The sequence below is a fragment of the Celeribacter neptunius genome (genome assembly GCF_900113955.1).
GTDB lineage: Bacteria > Pseudomonadota > Alphaproteobacteria > Rhodobacterales > Rhodobacteraceae > Celeribacter > Celeribacter neptunius.
This window is the reverse complement of sequence record NZ_FORH01000001.1, coordinates 473,457-488,788: the sequence shown is the minus strand read 5'-3', so window position 1 is coordinate 488,788 and position 15,332 is coordinate 473,457. Positions and strand designations below refer to the sequence as shown.

General features: G+C 61.4%; 14 protein-coding genes, 1 tRNA gene and 1 pseudogene. 10 read left to right on the top strand and 6 right to left on the bottom strand.

What is annotated here, in order from left to right; translation table 11 throughout:
• Positions 1 to 35: 35 nt before the first annotated feature.
• Positions 36 to 611 carry a helix-turn-helix transcriptional regulator gene (locus tag BM151_RS02460; RefSeq protein WP_090056742.1) on the top strand — a complete coding sequence of 192 codons (576 nt, stop codon included), beginning with the start codon at positions 36 to 38 and terminating at the stop codon, positions 609 to 611.
• A 437-nt stretch (positions 612 to 1,048) separates the two neighbouring features.
• Here BM151_RS02460 and BM151_RS02455 read toward each other — a convergent pair whose 3' ends face one another.
• Positions 1,049 to 2,410 (bottom strand): CehA/McbA family metallohydrolase, encoded by a 1,362-nt coding sequence (locus BM151_RS02455; protein ID WP_090056739.1) that lies wholly within the window; start codon positions 2,408 to 2,410, stop codon positions 1,049 to 1,051.
• Between the two features lie 9 nt (positions 2,411 to 2,419).
• Positions 2,420 to 3,604 carry an MFS transporter gene (locus BM151_RS02450; protein WP_090056735.1) on the bottom strand — a complete coding sequence of 395 codons (1,185 nt, stop codon included), beginning with the start codon at positions 3,602 to 3,604 and terminating at the stop codon, positions 2,420 to 2,422.
• Positions 3,605 to 3,807: 203 nt separating this feature from the next.
• Here BM151_RS02450 and BM151_RS02445 point away from each other — a divergent pair, with 203 nt between their 5' ends.
• Genes BM151_RS02445 through BM151_RS02425 form a run of 5 tightly spaced genes read left to right on the top strand, consistent with a single transcriptional unit; the run spans position 3,808 to position 8,628 of the window.
• On the top strand, positions 3,808 to 4,965 hold the full coding sequence (locus BM151_RS02445) for an extracellular solute-binding protein (RefSeq protein ID WP_245781071.1): 1,158 nt from the start codon (positions 3,808 to 3,810) through the stop codon (positions 4,963 to 4,965).
• A 14-nt stretch (positions 4,966 to 4,979) separates the two neighbouring features.
• Positions 4,980 to 5,867 (top strand): ABC transporter permease, encoded by an 888-nt coding sequence (locus BM151_RS02440; RefSeq protein ID WP_090059127.1) that lies wholly within the window; start codon positions 4,980 to 4,982, stop codon positions 5,865 to 5,867.
• Positions 5,864 to 6,724 carry an ABC transporter permease gene (locus tag BM151_RS02435; RefSeq protein WP_090056731.1) on the top strand — a complete coding sequence of 287 codons (861 nt, stop codon included), beginning with the start codon at positions 5,864 to 5,866 and terminating at the stop codon, positions 6,722 to 6,724. The genes BM151_RS02440 and BM151_RS02435 overlap by 4 nt, the downstream gene beginning before the upstream one ends.
• Positions 6,725 to 6,734: 10 nt before the next feature.
• Positions 6,735 to 7,799 (top strand): ABC transporter ATP-binding protein, encoded by a 1,065-nt coding sequence (locus tag BM151_RS02430; RefSeq protein ID WP_090056727.1) that lies wholly within the window; start codon positions 6,735 to 6,737, stop codon positions 7,797 to 7,799.
• Positions 7,792 to 8,628, top strand: coding sequence for a glycerophosphodiester phosphodiesterase (locus BM151_RS02425; RefSeq protein ID WP_090056723.1), 837 nt, complete (start codon positions 7,792 to 7,794; stop codon positions 8,626 to 8,628). Before BM151_RS02430 ends, BM151_RS02425 begins: the two co-directional genes overlap by 8 nt.
• Before the next feature lie 183 nt (positions 8,629 to 8,811).
• On the opposite strand, the gene BM151_RS02420 is transcribed toward BM151_RS02425, so the two are convergent.
• Entirely contained in the window at positions 8,812 to 9,696 is an 885-nt protein-coding gene (locus tag BM151_RS02420) for a LysR substrate-binding domain-containing protein (protein ID WP_090056720.1), read from the bottom strand.
• Positions 9,697 to 9,775: 79 nt separating this feature from the next.
• Here BM151_RS02420 and BM151_RS02415 point away from each other — a divergent pair, with 79 nt between their 5' ends.
• Entirely contained in the window at positions 9,776 to 11,017 is a 1,242-nt protein-coding gene (locus BM151_RS02415) for an MFS transporter (RefSeq protein WP_090056716.1), read from the top strand.
• A 268-nt stretch (positions 11,018 to 11,285) separates the two neighbouring features.
• On the opposite strand, the gene BM151_RS21795 is transcribed toward BM151_RS02415, so the two are convergent.
• Positions 11,286 to 11,612, bottom strand: coding sequence for a hypothetical protein (locus BM151_RS21795; protein ID WP_245781070.1), 327 nt, complete (start codon positions 11,610 to 11,612; stop codon positions 11,286 to 11,288).
• On the opposite strand from BM151_RS21795, the pseudogene BM151_RS21995 reads away from it, so the two are divergent.
• Positions 11,538 to 11,837, top strand: a pseudogene (locus BM151_RS21995) (integrase); the annotation flags it as partial. The gene BM151_RS21795 and the pseudogene BM151_RS21995 sit on opposite strands and share 75 nt — an antisense overlap.
• Before the next feature lie 205 nt (positions 11,838 to 12,042).
• Here the strand turns inward: BM151_RS21995 and BM151_RS02405 are convergent.
• Positions 12,043 to 12,127: transfer RNA gene (locus BM151_RS02405), tRNA-Leu, on the bottom strand.
• Between the two features lie 159 nt (positions 12,128 to 12,286).
• Between BM151_RS02405 and BM151_RS02400 the strand changes: the two genes are divergently transcribed.
• Positions 12,287 to 12,607 (top strand): Hint domain-containing protein, encoded by a 321-nt coding sequence (locus tag BM151_RS02400; RefSeq protein ID WP_090056713.1) that lies wholly within the window; start codon positions 12,287 to 12,289, stop codon positions 12,605 to 12,607.
• A gap of 317 nt (positions 12,608 to 12,924) precedes the next feature.
• Here BM151_RS02400 and BM151_RS02395 read toward each other — a convergent pair whose 3' ends face one another.
• Positions 12,925 to 14,649: an NAD(P)H-hydrate dehydratase gene (locus tag BM151_RS02395; RefSeq protein ID WP_090056709.1), complete on the bottom strand. Its 1,725-nt coding sequence runs from the start codon at positions 14,647 to 14,649 to the stop codon at positions 12,925 to 12,927.
• Positions 14,650 to 14,910: 261 nt separating this feature from the next.
• Here BM151_RS02395 and BM151_RS02390 point away from each other — a divergent pair, with 261 nt between their 5' ends.
• Positions 14,911 to 15,249 (top strand): P-II family nitrogen regulator, encoded by a 339-nt coding sequence (locus tag BM151_RS02390; RefSeq protein ID WP_090056705.1) that lies wholly within the window; start codon positions 14,911 to 14,913, stop codon positions 15,247 to 15,249.
• Positions 15,250 to 15,332 lie beyond the last annotated feature (83 nt).

Here is a 15,332-nt window from a genome sequence, read left to right as displayed (position 1 = left end):
ATCTTTTCTCCACCTGCCGCTTTGGACTTCACATCATGACACGGACCATGACATTGCCCGCGCCGGATGAGGTCGCTCTTTCGCCCGAGACGACCGCGACAGCCTGTCTCGATGTCGATCTCGAGGCGCGGATTCTTTCCTGTGATGCGATGGCGCGGCGGTTTCTTGAACTCCATCCGCGCTATTGCCGTCGCGATGAGGCAGAGCGGCTCCACATTGACCCCGCCGCAGCGTTCGATGCGGCGCTCTGGATCGCAAGCCGCCAGGTTGCTCCCGACTCGACGGTCCTCTTGCCCGAGGTGCCCGCTTCGAACGGGCCCGTGCAGATCAATGTCCTGCCATTTCAGCCTGAGCGGGTGCGCATTGTGGTGTTTTGGCACAATCCCGATGCGACCTTTGTCAGCGAACAGATCCCCTCCCTCACCGCACGCGAACGCGCCGTTCTGGAGCTGGCCGCTGCGGGACTGCGACGCGACCGGATCGGCCACCAGCTTAATATTTCGCTGCCCACGGTCGATCTGCATTGTCGCAATCTAAGACGCAAGCTCTCGGCGCTCACGATGTCCGAGGCCGTCGCCGTGGCCGCGCGGCGCAATATCTTGTCGATATGACCAGACGCACTTCCTCTATCTGGTCGCGACCATGGATTGGGCAACCCGCAAGGTCTTGAGTTGGCGGCGCAGCAACAGCTCGGCATGAGGTCGCCATCGGTCCGATGGACAATGGTCGAGTGGCGTTCCTTGAAACAGGATGCCCTCTATCTCGAGGAAATCACAGATGGTTTCCACACGCGGTGGGTGATCAGCAGATGGATGACCTTCTGCAACACCGAACGCCCCAATCTTCCCTTGAGCATCGAACACCGAGGGAGGCATATTGGCAGGGCCGTGATCAAAAAATGGCAGCATGCCCCGAAGGACAACGAAGAAAACCTAACCCGGATACACCTTGGAAACGCTGCCAACCGGTCCAAAAACTGGGACCGGTTCACTCCCCGGCATGAACGACAGCTATGCGTCAGTCCGTTTCGCAAAGCTGCGGCAATATCCTATCTCCATGCCTCTTCTCCGCCGAAGCGGATGGCGTTGGTGAGTGTGTGAAGGTGACCGACGCTGTCCCTGATTTCCCATGTGAGCCATTCTCCGGAGCCGGCCGTGAAGGTTTCGGTCAGCTCCATGCCCGGGACGCAGGGCGCGCGTGCAATGACGGTACCGCAGTGGATCAAGGACAGGCCAAGCCCGTCAGGCAGATCGCCGTCGCCGAGCACGCAGGTCGCCGCAACGTCCCCCTCGGGCAGGCATCCGCCGAATGTGGCGCTCTCACCTGAGCCACTCGCCCACGCCGAGAGCAACGGACCGCTGGTGACATAGGACGCTCCCGCGCGCAGCCCCTCAAGCAGGGCAGGAAGCGTGTTGTCCGCAGCTCGAATGACATTGAACCCGAAACGCTGTCCCGCGACGGCGCGGCGATGGGTGTCGGTGCCGCAGGTTGCAACCATCCGGTAGCCCTGATTGAGCCATTGGTAAAACAGTGCCACCCCGCCGGGGTTCTGCGGGCAGGATGTCCATGGACCGTTCCAGACCTCGACATGACGGGCGACACCGGGCAGAAGATCGGCGAAAGCCCAGCGACAGCCGGTGCAGAACGGATGCCCCTCGGACTTCGGATGCGCGATGACAAAGACCTTGCCGCCTTCGGCCGCATCACGGGCGCGCGCGCCCATGGTCTGTCCGTCGCGCACGGTCCAGTCGACCCAGTCTGTGGTTCCCAGCAGCAGCGCATGCCCGTTGTAGGTGGTCAGTTCCTCGCCCGGAATAATGGTGATCGCCTCCCCCGCCCGCGCCATCAACTCCGGCAGCGCGGAGGTCGTGTTGTGATCGGTCAGGGCCACGAAGTCGAAGCCACGTTCAAGAGCGTAGTCGAGGTATTCCTCGACGGTCAGGCGGCCATCGGAGTGAAGCGTATGGCCATGCAGATCGCCCTTGTACCACCCGGCGCCGCGTTTGCGCTCTCCGGTGAGAGGCTGCGGTGCTTTCGGGACACGCAGTTCCTCGGTGTCCCATGCGACCTCGATTCTGTAAGTGACACCGCCCGGTGGCAGGATGCGGTGAACGTCGATCTCGACCCGCCACTCCCCTGCCTCGATCGGACCGGGCAGATAACCGGGCGACGCATAATGCGTGGAGATCACGGGGCTCTGGTCGGCATTGTTATGCCGTGTGCCGCGCGCGCCATCGGGCCCGTACACGGAGATCGACAACTGGTGCGGAATATCGCCGCTGCCCGGATGCGCAGGATCATGGGCAAAGCGCAGACGCAGGGTGCCGACCCCCTCGGGCAGGGTGAAACCGTGTGGCACATGCGTGCCCATATGATCAAGGCCAAGCTGGCCGGTGAATGTCAGAGGCATGGTGCTTTCCTATGAATGTGGTTCGGATGGGAGATTGCGCATGCGCGCGACGATGCGTGGTGCGAAGATCGCAACAAAGCCGAGCAGAGGCGATGCGAAGACAATCGCCCAGACAGCGCCGTGGGTTTCGACAATCGTGCCCATGAGCGGAGGAACGGCAAACAGCGCCAAAAGCGAAATGAGTGAATAGGAGGCCATCGTCCGTGTCGCCGAGCGTGTCGGATGGCGCATGGCCAGCGCTGTCGCCACGGGGGCGGCCAGGGCCACACCGGATCCGATCAGACTGAAACCGACATAGAGCAGCCCGGTGGCAAAGTGCGGCCCGAACACCGTGATCGCAACGCCCAACACCACGCAAACCGCCATAAAGCGGATCAGGCGCGGCGTCGGGAGACGATTGCGCAGGTCATCCCCGAGCATGCGCGCGACGAACATCCCGATGGTGAAGGCGGCGTAGATTTTCGCGGCCGTGTTGGCGTCCAGTGCCAAATCCTGTCGAAGGTAGAACATGGACCAGTCGTAGACGACCCCCTCGGTGATGCTGAACCCTGCGATCAGAATGAGAAGACCGATGACAAAGGCATCAGGCTTGGCAAATCGCGGTTCGCTGTCTGATGCAGGTCCCATTGGCTCAGGATCACCAGCCCGGACAAGCAGAAGGCCAACGAGCGGTAGAAAGGCGCAACCGATCCAGAGGAGTTCCTCACCGGTAGAGATGCCCGCTCCCGCCGCCCAGCCGCCCATCAGCGCCCCGACGAAAAGACCGGCAGACCAGAAGCCGTGGCTTTTGGAAATCACGTTTTTACCAGAACGCTCTTCGATCCGCGCGGCGATCAGGTTTTTTGCCACTTCCATGACGGCCATCGCAAAACCATAGAGGCCCAAGGGAATGGCGATCCCCCAAAGCCCCGGACCGATAATGCCGGTTGCGGCGGCAGGCAGAAGGATCATGGCTGCCAGCAGGGTCGCCCCCGCAACGCGCCGCGCTCCGAAACGGTCAATCAACGGCGAGGCAGTTGGGAAGCCAAGCAATGTGCCCGCCGTTTGCGACAAAAGCGCAAGCCCCAGTGCCGACGGCGAACCCCCCTGAGCGCTGCTGACTTCCGGCAGGCGGGAATAGAGTGTCACATAGAGCGTCGCATTGGCAAAGAAGATGCAGGCGGGAAGCAATGTGAGAGGCAAGGAAAGTGGCATTTGACGGTCCGGATGGTAAAGAACGCGCCTGCTCAATCACCATTTCAAGGCCCTGTCAAAGCAGGAATGTTAGCGCTGCCTAAGTTCATATTTGTGTCGTCGAACCATCATCAAACCGTTTTGGTTCGTTTTTATCAGGCTGCGTGATCAATTCGTCGATCTTCCTTTCGACGGAGATATTCCAAGACCAGACAGGATATGTCATGACCTCCCAAATCTCTCGCCGTGGTTTCCTCAAAACAGCCGCAGTCTCCTCCGCGACGCTCGCGATGCCGCGCATCGCCCTTGCCGCCGATGGTTTCGTCAACGTCTACACCGGCTCTGACAGCAATATCTCTGATTTCTGGACCAACGTCATTCTTCCGGGCTTTCGGAATGTGAACGGCGACGCGAAGGTGCGTGTTGTCGATGCGGGGGATGGTGCGGGTCTGCGTGCGATCGCCGATCGTGCAATGGCGGCTCTTGGGACATCCAACGACCCGCAGGTCGATGTTTTCGAAGCCTATACGCCGGACCAGACTACGGGCTCCATCGAAGCCGGTCTCTGGATCAATTTTGCCGCAGCAGACATGGAAGGTTGGGACAAGGTGAACCCTGCCGCGAAACAGACGGATTTCGATCTGCCGTACCGCGGATCTCAGGTTCTGCTCGCCTATGACGCCACCCGCGTGTCCCCGGAAGACGCGCCGAAAACCTGGGACGAAATGACCGCATGGATTCACGCGAACCCGGGGCAATTCGTCTACAACCGCCCGGACAAAGGTGGCTCCGGCGGCAACTTTGTGCGTCGTGCGATCCACGAGGCCAACGGTCGCGATCCGCAGAAATTCACCCTCGACAACTATTCCGAGGCCTATGCGAACGACACGCTGCCGGGCGCTTGGGGACTGTTGAAAGCACTGGCTCCGAGCCTCTATGAAGCAGGCGCTTACACCTCCGGCAATACCCAGTCGATCCAGCTTCTGGCGCAGGGCGTGGTGACCATGACGCCGGTGTGGTCCGATCAGGTGCTTCAGGCGCTCAGCATGGGCGTCCTGCCGGAAACCACGGGTCTCGTTCAGCTTCAGGATCTCGCGCTTTGCGGTGGCTTCAGCCGCATCACCGTGCCGACCAACGCCACACACAAAGATGTTGCGATGCAGCTTGCGAATTACGTTCTGAGCGAAGAGGTTCAGTCCAAGATCATCACCGAGCTTGGCGGTTTCCCGGGCGTATCGTGGGACTATGTCGACACCGCCCTGCGCGAAAAATACAAAGACGTCATTCCGGCCTCGATCCCGACCTTCCCGGGCGGCGATTGGGACGCGGCGATCAACGACGGTTGGTATCGCAACGTCGCTCCGGGCATCTCGCGGGGCTAACAAGAATGACCGACATGGCATCCCCGGACAGCAACGTCCGGAAGGATGGCTTTGCGAAACGTCACGGAAGGGGGCTCACGGGCCTCCTTCTCGTTGCTGCGCCGGTCATTCTTCTGGGTTGGCTCATCATCTACCCGATCTTCAACGCGGTTGCCCGCACCCTGTTCGTCAACAGCGATGCCGGCGCAAGTTTCAGCCTCGACACCTATCAGAGATTTTTCACCGACAGCTATTCGCTCGCCAATCTCTGGCTGACGCTCTGGGTCACGGTGGTCTGCGCAGCATTGCTTATGGCCATTTGCCTGCCGCTGGCTCTGTATCTGCGCTTTGCCAAAAGCCGGATCGCGGCGGTCGTTCAGGGCCTTGCGCTCTTTCCCATGTTCGTACCGTCGGTCATTCTCGCCTATGCGTTGATCCGAACGATCGGCCCGAATGGTGGCGTTGATCTTGTGCTGAATGCAATCGGGCTTCCGAAAATCAACTCACCCTATCTGACCCCTTGGGGGCCGGTGATCGGGTTGGTCTGGGACAATATCCCCCTCACGACCCTGATGCTCGTCGCAGGATTGGGCGGTGTCTCAGACAATGCCGTGGAAGCGGCGCGGGACGCCGGTGCCCGCCATGTCGCCCTGTTGCGCCACATCATCTTGCCACAGATCGGCAATGCGATGCTCGTGGTGCTCTCCTTTACCGTCCTGAGCATTTTCTCGGCCTTCACCCTGCCCTATGTCCTCGGTCCCGCCTCGCCGGAAATGATGGGGCCCTTCATGCAGCGGACGTTCTCGCAGGTTCAGGACACGCGCATGGCCGTCACACAGGCCGTCATCACCTTTGTCATCTGTGCAGGGTTCGGGGCGTTCTACGTCCGCTCCATCGCCAAAAACCGGGAGGCCCGGCAATGACCGCCATAGACCACGCCACCACGTCGCATGCCCCCCATGTGCCAGTCCACAAGACCAAACAGACAGACTGGCTTGGTCTCGGTATCACCGGCGTCCTGGGTCTTGTCGTTGTTGTCCCGCTCATCGTCGTCGCGATCTGGGCCTTTGCCGAGGTTTGGCGTTACCCAAGCCTTTTGCCGCAGAAATTCGGGCTCCGGTTCTGGAACGACACCCTGTCGCGGCCCGATGTCTGGGGCGCCATGTTCCTGTCGATCCGCCTCTCCCTGACGGTGACGATGCTCTCGGCGCTGATCTGTTTGCCTGCGGCCTATGCCTTCGCGCGCCTGGACTTCCCGGGGCGCAACGTGTTGTTCCTCTCCTTTCTCGCCTCGCATGCTTTTCCCAAATTCGGCCTTCTGGTCGCCATCGCCGGGATTTTCCTCAATCTGGGGCTGATCTCCACCTTCTGGGGCGTCGTTCTGATCCAACTCGTCGGCACTCTGATGATGATGATCTGGATTCCCGTGGCGGCTTTTCAAAACGTCGACCGCGCCATGGAAGACGCCGCCAGAGATGCCGGAGCAGGCCCGTTGCGGGTGTTCTGGTCAGTCAGCCTGCCACAGGCCGCCCCAACCATCTTTGCCGCCGTGCTTTTGAGCTTTGTCGGCACGTTTTACGAAACCGAGGGCGCGTGGCTCATCGGTGCGCCGGAAATCCGCACTATGCCCGTTCTCATGATCACTTTCATCAACAACCAGATCGTTGTGCAATATGGCGCGGTGCTGTCGGTCCTCTTGTGGGTCCCCAGCTTCTTCGCGCTGATGTTCACCCGCCGCCTTGTCGGGTCCGCGTCCTTTGCCAAGGGCTTCGGCGTCTGAGGAGAAAACCATGGCTCAACTCACTCTCAAGAATATCGGCAAATCCTTCGATGGAACCGATGTCATCCGCGACACTTCCCTCGATGTCAAAGATGGCGAACTGGTCTGCCTTCTCGGGCCGTCGGGCTCCGGCAAATCCACCATCCTGCGCATGGTCGGCGGGTTTGAAACGCCGGATCGGGGCTCCATCCTGATCGACGGTCAGGATGTGACACGCATTCCGCCGGAGAAACGCCCGACCGGCATGGTGTTCCAAAGCCACGCGCTCTGGTCCCATATGTCCGTTGCGGAGAATATCGCTTTCGGCCTGAAACTGCGCCGGATGCCACGCCGGGACATTCAGGCGAAAGTGGCCGAGGCGCTCGAACTGGTCGGGCTCGCCGACTACGGCAAACGCCGCGTCTGGCAGCTTTCGGGCGGGCAACAACAACGGGTCGCGATCGCCCGGGCCCTTGTGCTCGAGCCCAAAATCCTTTTGCTCGATGAGCCTTTTGCCAGCCTCGACCAGCATCTGCGCGAACATCTGCGCGAAGAACTGCGCGACATCCAGCGCCGCCTCGGCATCACCACGCTTTTCGTGACCCATGGTCAGGACGAAGCCTTGGCGCTGGCCGACCGGATCGTCGTGTTGCAAGGGGGCGAAATCGAACAGGTGGCCAGCCCCGATCACATGTATCGTGCCCCCGAGACGCGGTTTGTCGCGGGGTTCATCGGCTCGATGAACTTCCTCGCCTGCGACATGCGCGGCGGTCGCAGCGATCATCCGCTTTTCCAGATCTCGGCACCGGTCAACGATGGTCCTGTCGAACTGGCGATCCGGCCGGAGGCGATCACGGTCGCCCCCGATGCCAATGCCAGCTCGCGCGTTCACCGGACAACCGACTATGGAACACATATCCTCGTCGACATTGAACTGGAGGACGGAACCCGCCTCAAAGCCATGTGCCCGCCCTCCACGCGCCTTGCGACGGGGGAGCCCGTCGGACTGAAAGCCAGCCATGTTGCCGTGTTTCGTGGCACGGAAAAACTCGCTGATGTGACGCCGTCAGATACGCGTGAGATCGAACATGTCTGACGCGCCCGTTGCTCTGAACCACGCCAAAGGCCGCACTTGGCTCAAATGGCACCGTGGGCGCCGATGTGCCGCTGACATGGAGTTCGATCCGGCGCGGATTGTCGAAGGCATGCAGCTCGGCGCCTCTGTCGAGATCGACATCGTGCGGCATGCTGGCGGCGGGTTTGCCGTTCTGCATGACGACACTCTGGATCGCGCAACAACCGGCACGGGGCCTGTGTCCGCCGCCACAGCGGCAGAGCTCCGGACCCTCACGCGGCGCGACAATGCGGGCCTTGCCACAGAGACTCCGATCGCTCTTCTGGGCGATCTTTGTCAACGCCTTGCCGAGACGCGGATCGGCGCAGGAGCCTTGCTGCAACTCGATCTGAAAGAGACCTCCGAGACGCTCACGGAGACAGACATCCAAGCCTTCGCACGGGATGTCGCACCGGTTCAGCGCCACCTGGTCCTGTCTGGCGGTGACGCAAAAGCGGTCAGGCGGCTGGCACAGGCCTTGCCGGACATGCAGGTCGGACACGATCCCTGTCATTTTGGCATGCGAGACGCGCTGGCCGCGACTGGAGATGATACGGGGTTTGTCGCACATGCGTTGACCGAGGCGGGTCGGGCGACGCTCATTTATCTCGACATCCGGCTCATTTTCGATGCGCTCAGACGCGGTTTCGACATGATCGCGGCGTTCCATGCGGAGGGGCGCCGGATCGACGCCTACACGGTCCAAACCATCACGCCCGAGACAGTGGCGCTCTGCGAACGCCTCATGACGTTGGGGGTAGATCAGATCACGACCGACGATCCGGAAGGACTGTTCGCGGCCTGTCGTTAATCTGAACGAAGAGGTCAGCTCAGTCCGGTATGGATCGGAAGTAACCGTGGGCCAAGATTCGGACCAAAGTCAAATGTGCGGACCTTCTTGCCATTCGCCGCACTCGACAGAAATGGTTGGCATGGGCCGCGAGCTGTCGCGCGGATGCAAAACGACCGAATGCTGCGTTCCCCTAGCATGCGCTCATCCTCTTTCAGGCCCCGAAGCCGCTTGCAGCCACGTGACCAGCGCGGCGACGGGCGGGCGTTGGAATGTCTCCGGCAGGCCCACCGCGTAATAGGCGAATTTCGTGGGCCAGCTCGCATCGAGGGCGCGGACCAGCCGGCCTGCGGCGAGCTCGTCGCGGACATAGACATCATTGAGCAGCGCCACGCCCTGCCCCTTGGTCGCGGCCTTGACGGTCAGGAAATCATCCTTGAACGCCGTGCCGTAGCGCGCCCGCGTCTCGTCGACACCCTGCGCCCTGAGCCAGAGCGGCCAATCCTTGCCGGTCGAGTCTGGCAACAGGGTGAAATTCAGGCAATCAGCGGCACTGCGGATCGGCCCTTTCTCGGCCAGCAGGTCGGGGCTGGCAACGACAATGAGTTCCGGCGCGCAGAGCCAGACCGATTTCAATCCGGGATAGGTGCCGAGACCATGACGGATCGCGAGATCGACGGGTTCTGAGCGCAGATCGACCAACCGGTCTTCTGTCTCAACTGTGAGCCGGATCTTGGGATGCACCGCCTGGAAGGCCCCGAGATCGGAGACCAGCGAAGACCAGGCATAGGTCGGTGCCGCGTTGATGCGAATGAGCGGAGTCGCCGGTCCGGCAAGCTGCGCCGCATGGGCCGCTTCGATCGCTCCGAAAGCCTCGCGGATCTCCGACCAGAAGCTCGCACCGACCTTGGTCAGCGCGATACCCTTGCGGCTGCGGGTGAACAGCCGTGCGCCATATCTGTCCTCTATGGTCTTGATCCGCTGACTGATCGCGCCGGGGGTCACGCCAAGCTCGCGCGCGGCCGCAACCATCGACCCGCAACGGGCGACGACATGGAATGTGTGCAGGTCTCGAATGGGGATGGCCATATCTGACTTTAGCTCAGCTAAAGTCAGTCCGCCAGATCTTCGTTATGCGCGGCGGCCGATCCGGGGCTATCGAAGCCGCATGACACAGATCGACCGCTCCCCCCCGCCCCGCCTGAGCTGGACCATCGTCCTGTTCGGCTTCGCCGCCCTGTCGCTCGCCTTCTCAGCCCGCGCGGCGCTGGGGCTGATCATGCCGGTCTGGCAGGCCGAGTTCGGCTGGTCGAGCCGCTTCATCTCCGGGGTCGGTGCCTCGGCGCTGATCGTGATGGCACTGGTCGCGCCCTTTGCCGGCAGGCTCGTCAATCGCAAGGGGCCGCGTTTCACGCTCAATCTGGGCCTCGGACTGCTTTGCATTGGCTGTGCCCTCGTCGCGGCCATGACTGGCCAGGCGATGTTCATGCTCGGGTTTGCCGGCTTCGCAGCCCTGGGCTTCGGGATCGTCGCCACCCATGTGGTCGCCACGGCGGTGGCGCGGTCCTTCACCGCCCGCGCGGGGCTCGCCACCGGGGTGGCGACCTCGGGTGCGACCGGCGGTCAGTTTCTGATCCTGCCGCTCATCGCCAGCCTCATGGCCATTGCAAGTTGGCGCTGGAGCTTCGCGGTTCTGGCGCTTGCTTGTTTGGTGCTGATCCCCTGTGTGTGTCGGAGCCTGAAAGATGCTGGAGGCGCAAAGGCAATGGGGCGCACCCTGGGCACGGGGCCGGGCCTGACCCACGATCTCCGGACCGTGCTGCGCCGCCCCACCTTTCACCTGCTGTTCTGGAGCTTTCTGATCTGCGGTTTCACCACGACGGGCGTGATCGAAACCCACCTGCTGCCTTTCGCCGCCTTCTGTGGCTTCGGTCCGGTGCCGAGCGCCGGCGCCTACGGGTTGCTGTCGGCGGTGAACCTGATCGGGATGATCGCTGCGGGATGGCTGAGTGACCGGGTCAACCGGGGGCGGCTGCTGGCCGGCATCTATCTGTTGCGCGCGCTGGCCTTCCTCCTGCTGGTCAACATGCCCGGCAGTTCCATCGAGACGCTGTTTCTCTTTGGTATCCTGTTTGGCGCGGTGGATTACGCCACCGTGCCGGTGACCGCGAGCCTGGTGGCCAGCCATGTCGGCCTGCGCAGCATGGGCCTCGCCATGGGTATGATCTCTGCCGGGCACGCCATCGGCGGCGCACTCGGCGCCTATCTCGGGGGCTATGTCTTCGACACGACCATGGGCTATCGCCTGCTCTGGATCGGATCGCTGTGGTTGGCGGTCGTGGCGGGTGTGATGGTGCTGTTTATCGGCGAGGGGCGTGACGCAAAGCCAATTTCCGAAGCTCATGAATAATCCGAAGCCTAGACCGATGAACGTCTGTGTCGCCCGCCCAGCGGAGCTTGGGCGTTAGGAATATTGCTTCTTGCCGAAATGGTCGGCTTGGTGAAACCGCAGCGCAGTGAAGCTCGGTATGATCGATGTCTGGAAGGGCCGAAAGCGTTGGGTTGCCCCGGAACCGCCGCCAATTACAGGCGGCATTGTGAATGCGATCCGTGAAAAAAACGGTGTGAAAGACGTGTGCTCTTTTCGGCGCAAACTCGCGATCCAGGCCCGTGACGCGTTACAAGACACCTGGTCCAAGGCGAACGAACGCACCGCGGTCCTGGCCATCCTGATGCGCCATGCCGTCGATCTGGAATGGATTGACCGCAATCCCGTCACCAACATCGAGAAGCTGACCGGTGGCGAATACGAGCCTTGGCCAGAGCCAAAGCTCAGAGCCTTCGAGAGCGCCTGTGATCCGCACGGCACTGCTCGTGTCGTCTACGAGCTGGCCATTGGAACCGGCCAGCGCCTCGGAGACTGCATTGCCATGAAATGGGATGATTTCGACGGCGAATATGTGAAGGTCGTGCAGGAGAAAAGCGGCGCCAATATCCAAGTCCATTGCCCGTCTCGCCTTCAGGATTTTCTCAAGTCAGAGCCAAAGAATGGCCAATACATTCTCGCAAAGATCCTTACCCAACATATCGGAAAGCGTCAGGTCCAGAAATGTGTTGAGGAGGTGCGCGAGACAATTGGCGTGATGTCCGGCGAGAGCCGTCTGGTTCCGCAGGGATGGCGCGACACAGCGGCCACGCAGCGCGCGGACGCAGGTGTGGGTCTGAGCGACATCCAATCCGTCACCGGGCACAAAACACGCTCGATGGTGCAAAAACATACCGCAAGGGCGAGCCAGAAAGCGGCCTCGAAACGAGCCCAGATGACTCGGGGACAGAACAAAGCGAAACGTGAATGTGCTAACAGACTGCCAAACCCGGTAAAGGCGCGAGTCGAAAGCCCCACCCGAAATCAACTTTTATCAAGAAAAATCAAAGTGGTGCGGGTGGAGGGACTTGAACCCCCACGCCTTGCGGCGCCAGAACCTAAATCTGGTGCGTCTACCAATTTCGCCACACCCGCGTGGCGCTCCGCATAGCAAAACAATCCCGGATCGAAAAGGGGCAATTGGCCACACAGACACGCCGGCCTTCGCCCGCGCCCAAGAAAATTCTACCCGTTAACGAATTCTTGCCATATTCTTAAGAAAATACTGAGGCAGATCCATCTAGAGGCCCTGACATGACCTATAAAGGCAGCGGGCACGGTTTTGAGCATGACGGCGGGCGAAACCCGTCGAAACGGCTCCGCGTGCGAGACATTTTACCCAAGCATGACAAGGGCTTGCCCCTTGGCACCCAGGTCATGACCGCGGATGGCATCCTGCCTGTCGAATATCTCGAGCCGGGGGACCGGGTGATCACGCGCGCCGGCATGCGCACCCTGCGCAACATCGATTCCACCGCACCGAAACACTTCAAACTGGTGTTCGATCGCGAAGAAGTGGTCTATGCTGACGGGATTCAGGTGATGAGCGAGAGCGGATTGCCCTTCGCCGCGTGACATTTGCGCATCGGTCTCGAAAGATGGAACGCCGCCTCACCGGGCGGCTTTTGCATGTGCTGAGAGGCTCGGCTTTGCAGGACGCCGCTGACATTGGCGGCCAGGCACAGAGCCGTGACAAGCCTGCCCCTGGGGTGGTGCTCCGACGATTGTGCGATGCAGTTTATGGTGCCAAATACAACCATCATATGAGCTCAGGACCCGCTCAGAATGCGCCAGCCCGGTCGTGCTGGCAGCACGCCCCCGGCGTGACACGGGCAGGCACAGGCGCGGCGGCGTTGCCTTGCCCCGCGCCCCCAAAGGGGCTCACAGAAGACCTAGATCCCCAGCGCCCGAAACACCTTCGGCAACTCCTCCGGCAGATCCTCGGCAATCAGCCCGGGTCCGAAACTGCGGGCGGCCTCGGTATGAAGCCAGGCGGCGGTCTCGGCGGCGTGATGCGGCGCAAAGCCACGCGCCATCAGCCCGGTGATCAGCCCGGAGAGCACATCGCCGGAGCCGGCCGTGGCCAGCCAGGGCGCGGCACGCTCATAGGTGGCGGCATGGACGGAACAGCGGCCATTGGGCGAGGCGATCACCGTATCCGGGCCTTTGAACAGCACGACACAGCCCGCCCGTTTGGCGGCCTCTCGGGTGGCGTCGACCTTGCTATAGGCCGGGCCTTTGACGGGCGGCTCGGCGAGACGCGCCGCAATGTCCGGGAAAAGCCGTTTGAACTCGCCCGCATGGGGCGTGAGCACGCATTTGTCATGCAGATCGGCAAAGCCCATCTCGCTTTCGGAAAGCGCCGTGAGCGCATCGGCGTCGAGCACGGTGGTGCGTTTGGCAGCGAGCACATCGGGCAGGAATTCCGCCGCGCGCACAACGCCGAAACCGGGACCGATGCAGAGCGCATTGAGGCGTTCGTCGGTGAGCACACGGGATAAGATTTCCGGGGTGTCGATCTCGGTGAGCATCACGGCGGTGATATGGGCCGCAACCTCGGTGACCGCCTCGTGCGGCACACCGAGCGTCACAAGCCCCGCCCCCACGCGCAAAGCCGCCCGAGCGGCGAGACGCGCGGCACCGGTCCTGCCGGAAAGGCCGGAAAGGATCAGAGCGTGGCCGTGAGCGTATTTGTGGGATTTATGAGACGGGAAGAACTTCTCAAGCCCCACGAACAGGCCCGATGTAAACCAACGCAGATCCACGACTTGGTTTTCGCGCTCGACAAGCCTCACCTCGGGACGGCGCAGGACACCTCTGCCGCTGGCAATGAAGTTTAGCGTCTTTGCATTCGCTTTTGCCGGGCTTTGGAGGCAGCGCCAGTTGATCAGACCGATGTCTTTCACAACCAGTTTGCCACAGACCGCCGATCCGTCGGCCAGATAATGTCCAAGCTTGGGTGAATCGAAGGCCACCGTAAGTCTCGCGAAGAGATCCGAAAACGGTGCCGGACCTTCGGCCTTTTGACCGGATATCTCTGCGAGTTTCATGGCAGCTTGCGACGGAGGCTGCCGCAGAACGCGGCCACTGTCGAGACACAGGCCGCTGGGGGCGTCAATGCTGACAAGGCGTTGATCAAAGAAATCGCCATTCCCGGTGGATATGGCGGAGACGATGTCGAACAGCTCCCCCTCCAAGGGGCGCGTCAGCCCGGTTCCGAAAAGCGCATCAACGCAGAGATCGGCGGGGCGAGGTGTCGCCTCTTTCAGAGATTTAAGGGAGAGATTCCGGACCTCCCCCATCCCGCACCACCGCTCATAATTCGCCTTGGCATCTGGCGGCAGTTTGTCGGGGTCGCCATAGAGAAACACCTCTACCTCCCAGCCGCGCTGTTTCAGCAGCCGGGCCACCACGAAACCATCGCCGCCGTTGTTGCCGGGACCGCAAAGCACGACGGCCTTGTAGGAGGATTGCGCCAGCTCGGGCCATTCTTCCATGACGGCTTCGACCACCCCGCGGCCGGCGCGTTCCATCAGCTCAAGCCCGGTGACCTCGCCGCTCGCAATCGCGGCCTGTTCAATGGCGCGCATCTGTGCGGCTGTCAGAAGCTCGCTCATCGTTTTGATCTCCGCTCATCTGTTGCGACCGTGCCCGAAGACGCGGGAGGAATGGCGCGCATTTGTGCACTGGTCAGCAATTCTGCCATGTTTCGCCTCAAAAGTTTTCAAAACGCACTTTTTAAAACCGCATCGCACAAATATTATGCAGACATATGCGAATCCTGTGGGCGTTTGTCACGGCCTCAGGTTAGTCGATTGTGACCCGATAAGAGAAATGATCTCACAGTCAGCAAACAAAGTTTAGGGAGTCGAAGGTCCATGAAAAAGATCGAAGCGATCATCAAACCTTTCAAGCTCGACGAAGTGAAAGAGGCGCTGCAGGAAATTGGCGTGCAAGGGCTTTCCGTCGTCGAGGTCAAGGGCTTCGGCCGTCAAAAAGGCCACACGGAACTGTACCGCGGTGCAGAATATGTCGTGGACTTCCTGCCGAAGGTGAAGATCGAGGTCGTGCTGAGCGACGATCAGGTCGACGGGGCCATCGAGGCCATCGTTGCCGCCGCCAAGACCGACAAGATCGGCGACGGCAAGATCTTCGTCTCCCCGGTCGAACAGGCCATCCGCATTCGGACAGGCGAGTCTGGCGAAGACGCGCTTTAAGGGAGGCGCAGGACGCCGCGGTGGGCCCGCTTCACCGCCGCGTCTTTCGCCAAATGTTAGTTACTTAACCAAAGGGACAAGGT

Bases quoted from the DNA above. Each gene is read 5' to 3' on its own strand.
- BM151_RS02420 (WP_090056720.1), bottom strand. From the start codon at position 9,696: ATGGCCATCCCCATTCGAGACCTGCACACATTCCATGTCGTCGCCCGT.
- BM151_RS02460 (WP_090056742.1), top strand. From the start codon at position 36: ATGACACGGACCATGACATTGCCCGCGCCGGATGAGGTCGCTCTTTCG.
- BM151_RS02415 (WP_090056716.1), top strand. From the start codon at position 9,776: ATGACACAGATCGACCGCTCCCCCCCGCCCCGCCTGAGCTGGACCATC.
- BM151_RS02400 (WP_090056713.1), top strand. From the start codon at position 12,287: ATGACCTATAAAGGCAGCGGGCACGGTTTTGAGCATGACGGCGGGCGA.
- BM151_RS02450 (WP_090056735.1), bottom strand. From the start codon at position 3,604: ATGCCACTTTCCTTGCCTCTCACATTGCTTCCCGCCTGCATCTTCTTT.
- BM151_RS02440 (WP_090059127.1), top strand. From the start codon at position 4,980: ATGGCATCCCCGGACAGCAACGTCCGGAAGGATGGCTTTGCGAAACGT.
- BM151_RS02395 (WP_090056709.1), bottom strand. From the start codon at position 14,649: ATGAGCGAGCTTCTGACAGCCGCACAGATGCGCGCCATTGAACAGGCC.
- BM151_RS02435 (WP_090056731.1), top strand. From the start codon at position 5,864: ATGACCGCCATAGACCACGCCACCACGTCGCATGCCCCCCATGTGCCA.
- BM151_RS02390 (WP_090056705.1), top strand. From the start codon at position 14,911: ATGAAAAAGATCGAAGCGATCATCAAACCTTTCAAGCTCGACGAAGTG.
- BM151_RS21795 (WP_245781070.1), bottom strand. From the start codon at position 11,612: ATGGACTTGGATATTGGCGCCGCTTTTCTCCTGCACGACCTTCACATA.
- BM151_RS02445 (WP_245781071.1), top strand. From the start codon at position 3,808: ATGACCTCCCAAATCTCTCGCCGTGGTTTCCTCAAAACAGCCGCAGTC.
- BM151_RS02430 (WP_090056727.1), top strand. From the start codon at position 6,735: ATGGCTCAACTCACTCTCAAGAATATCGGCAAATCCTTCGATGGAACC.
- BM151_RS02455 (WP_090056739.1), bottom strand. From the start codon at position 2,410: ATGCCTCTGACATTCACCGGCCAGCTTGGCCTTGATCATATGGGCACG.
- BM151_RS02425 (WP_090056723.1), top strand. From the start codon at position 7,792: ATGTCTGACGCGCCCGTTGCTCTGAACCACGCCAAAGGCCGCACTTGG.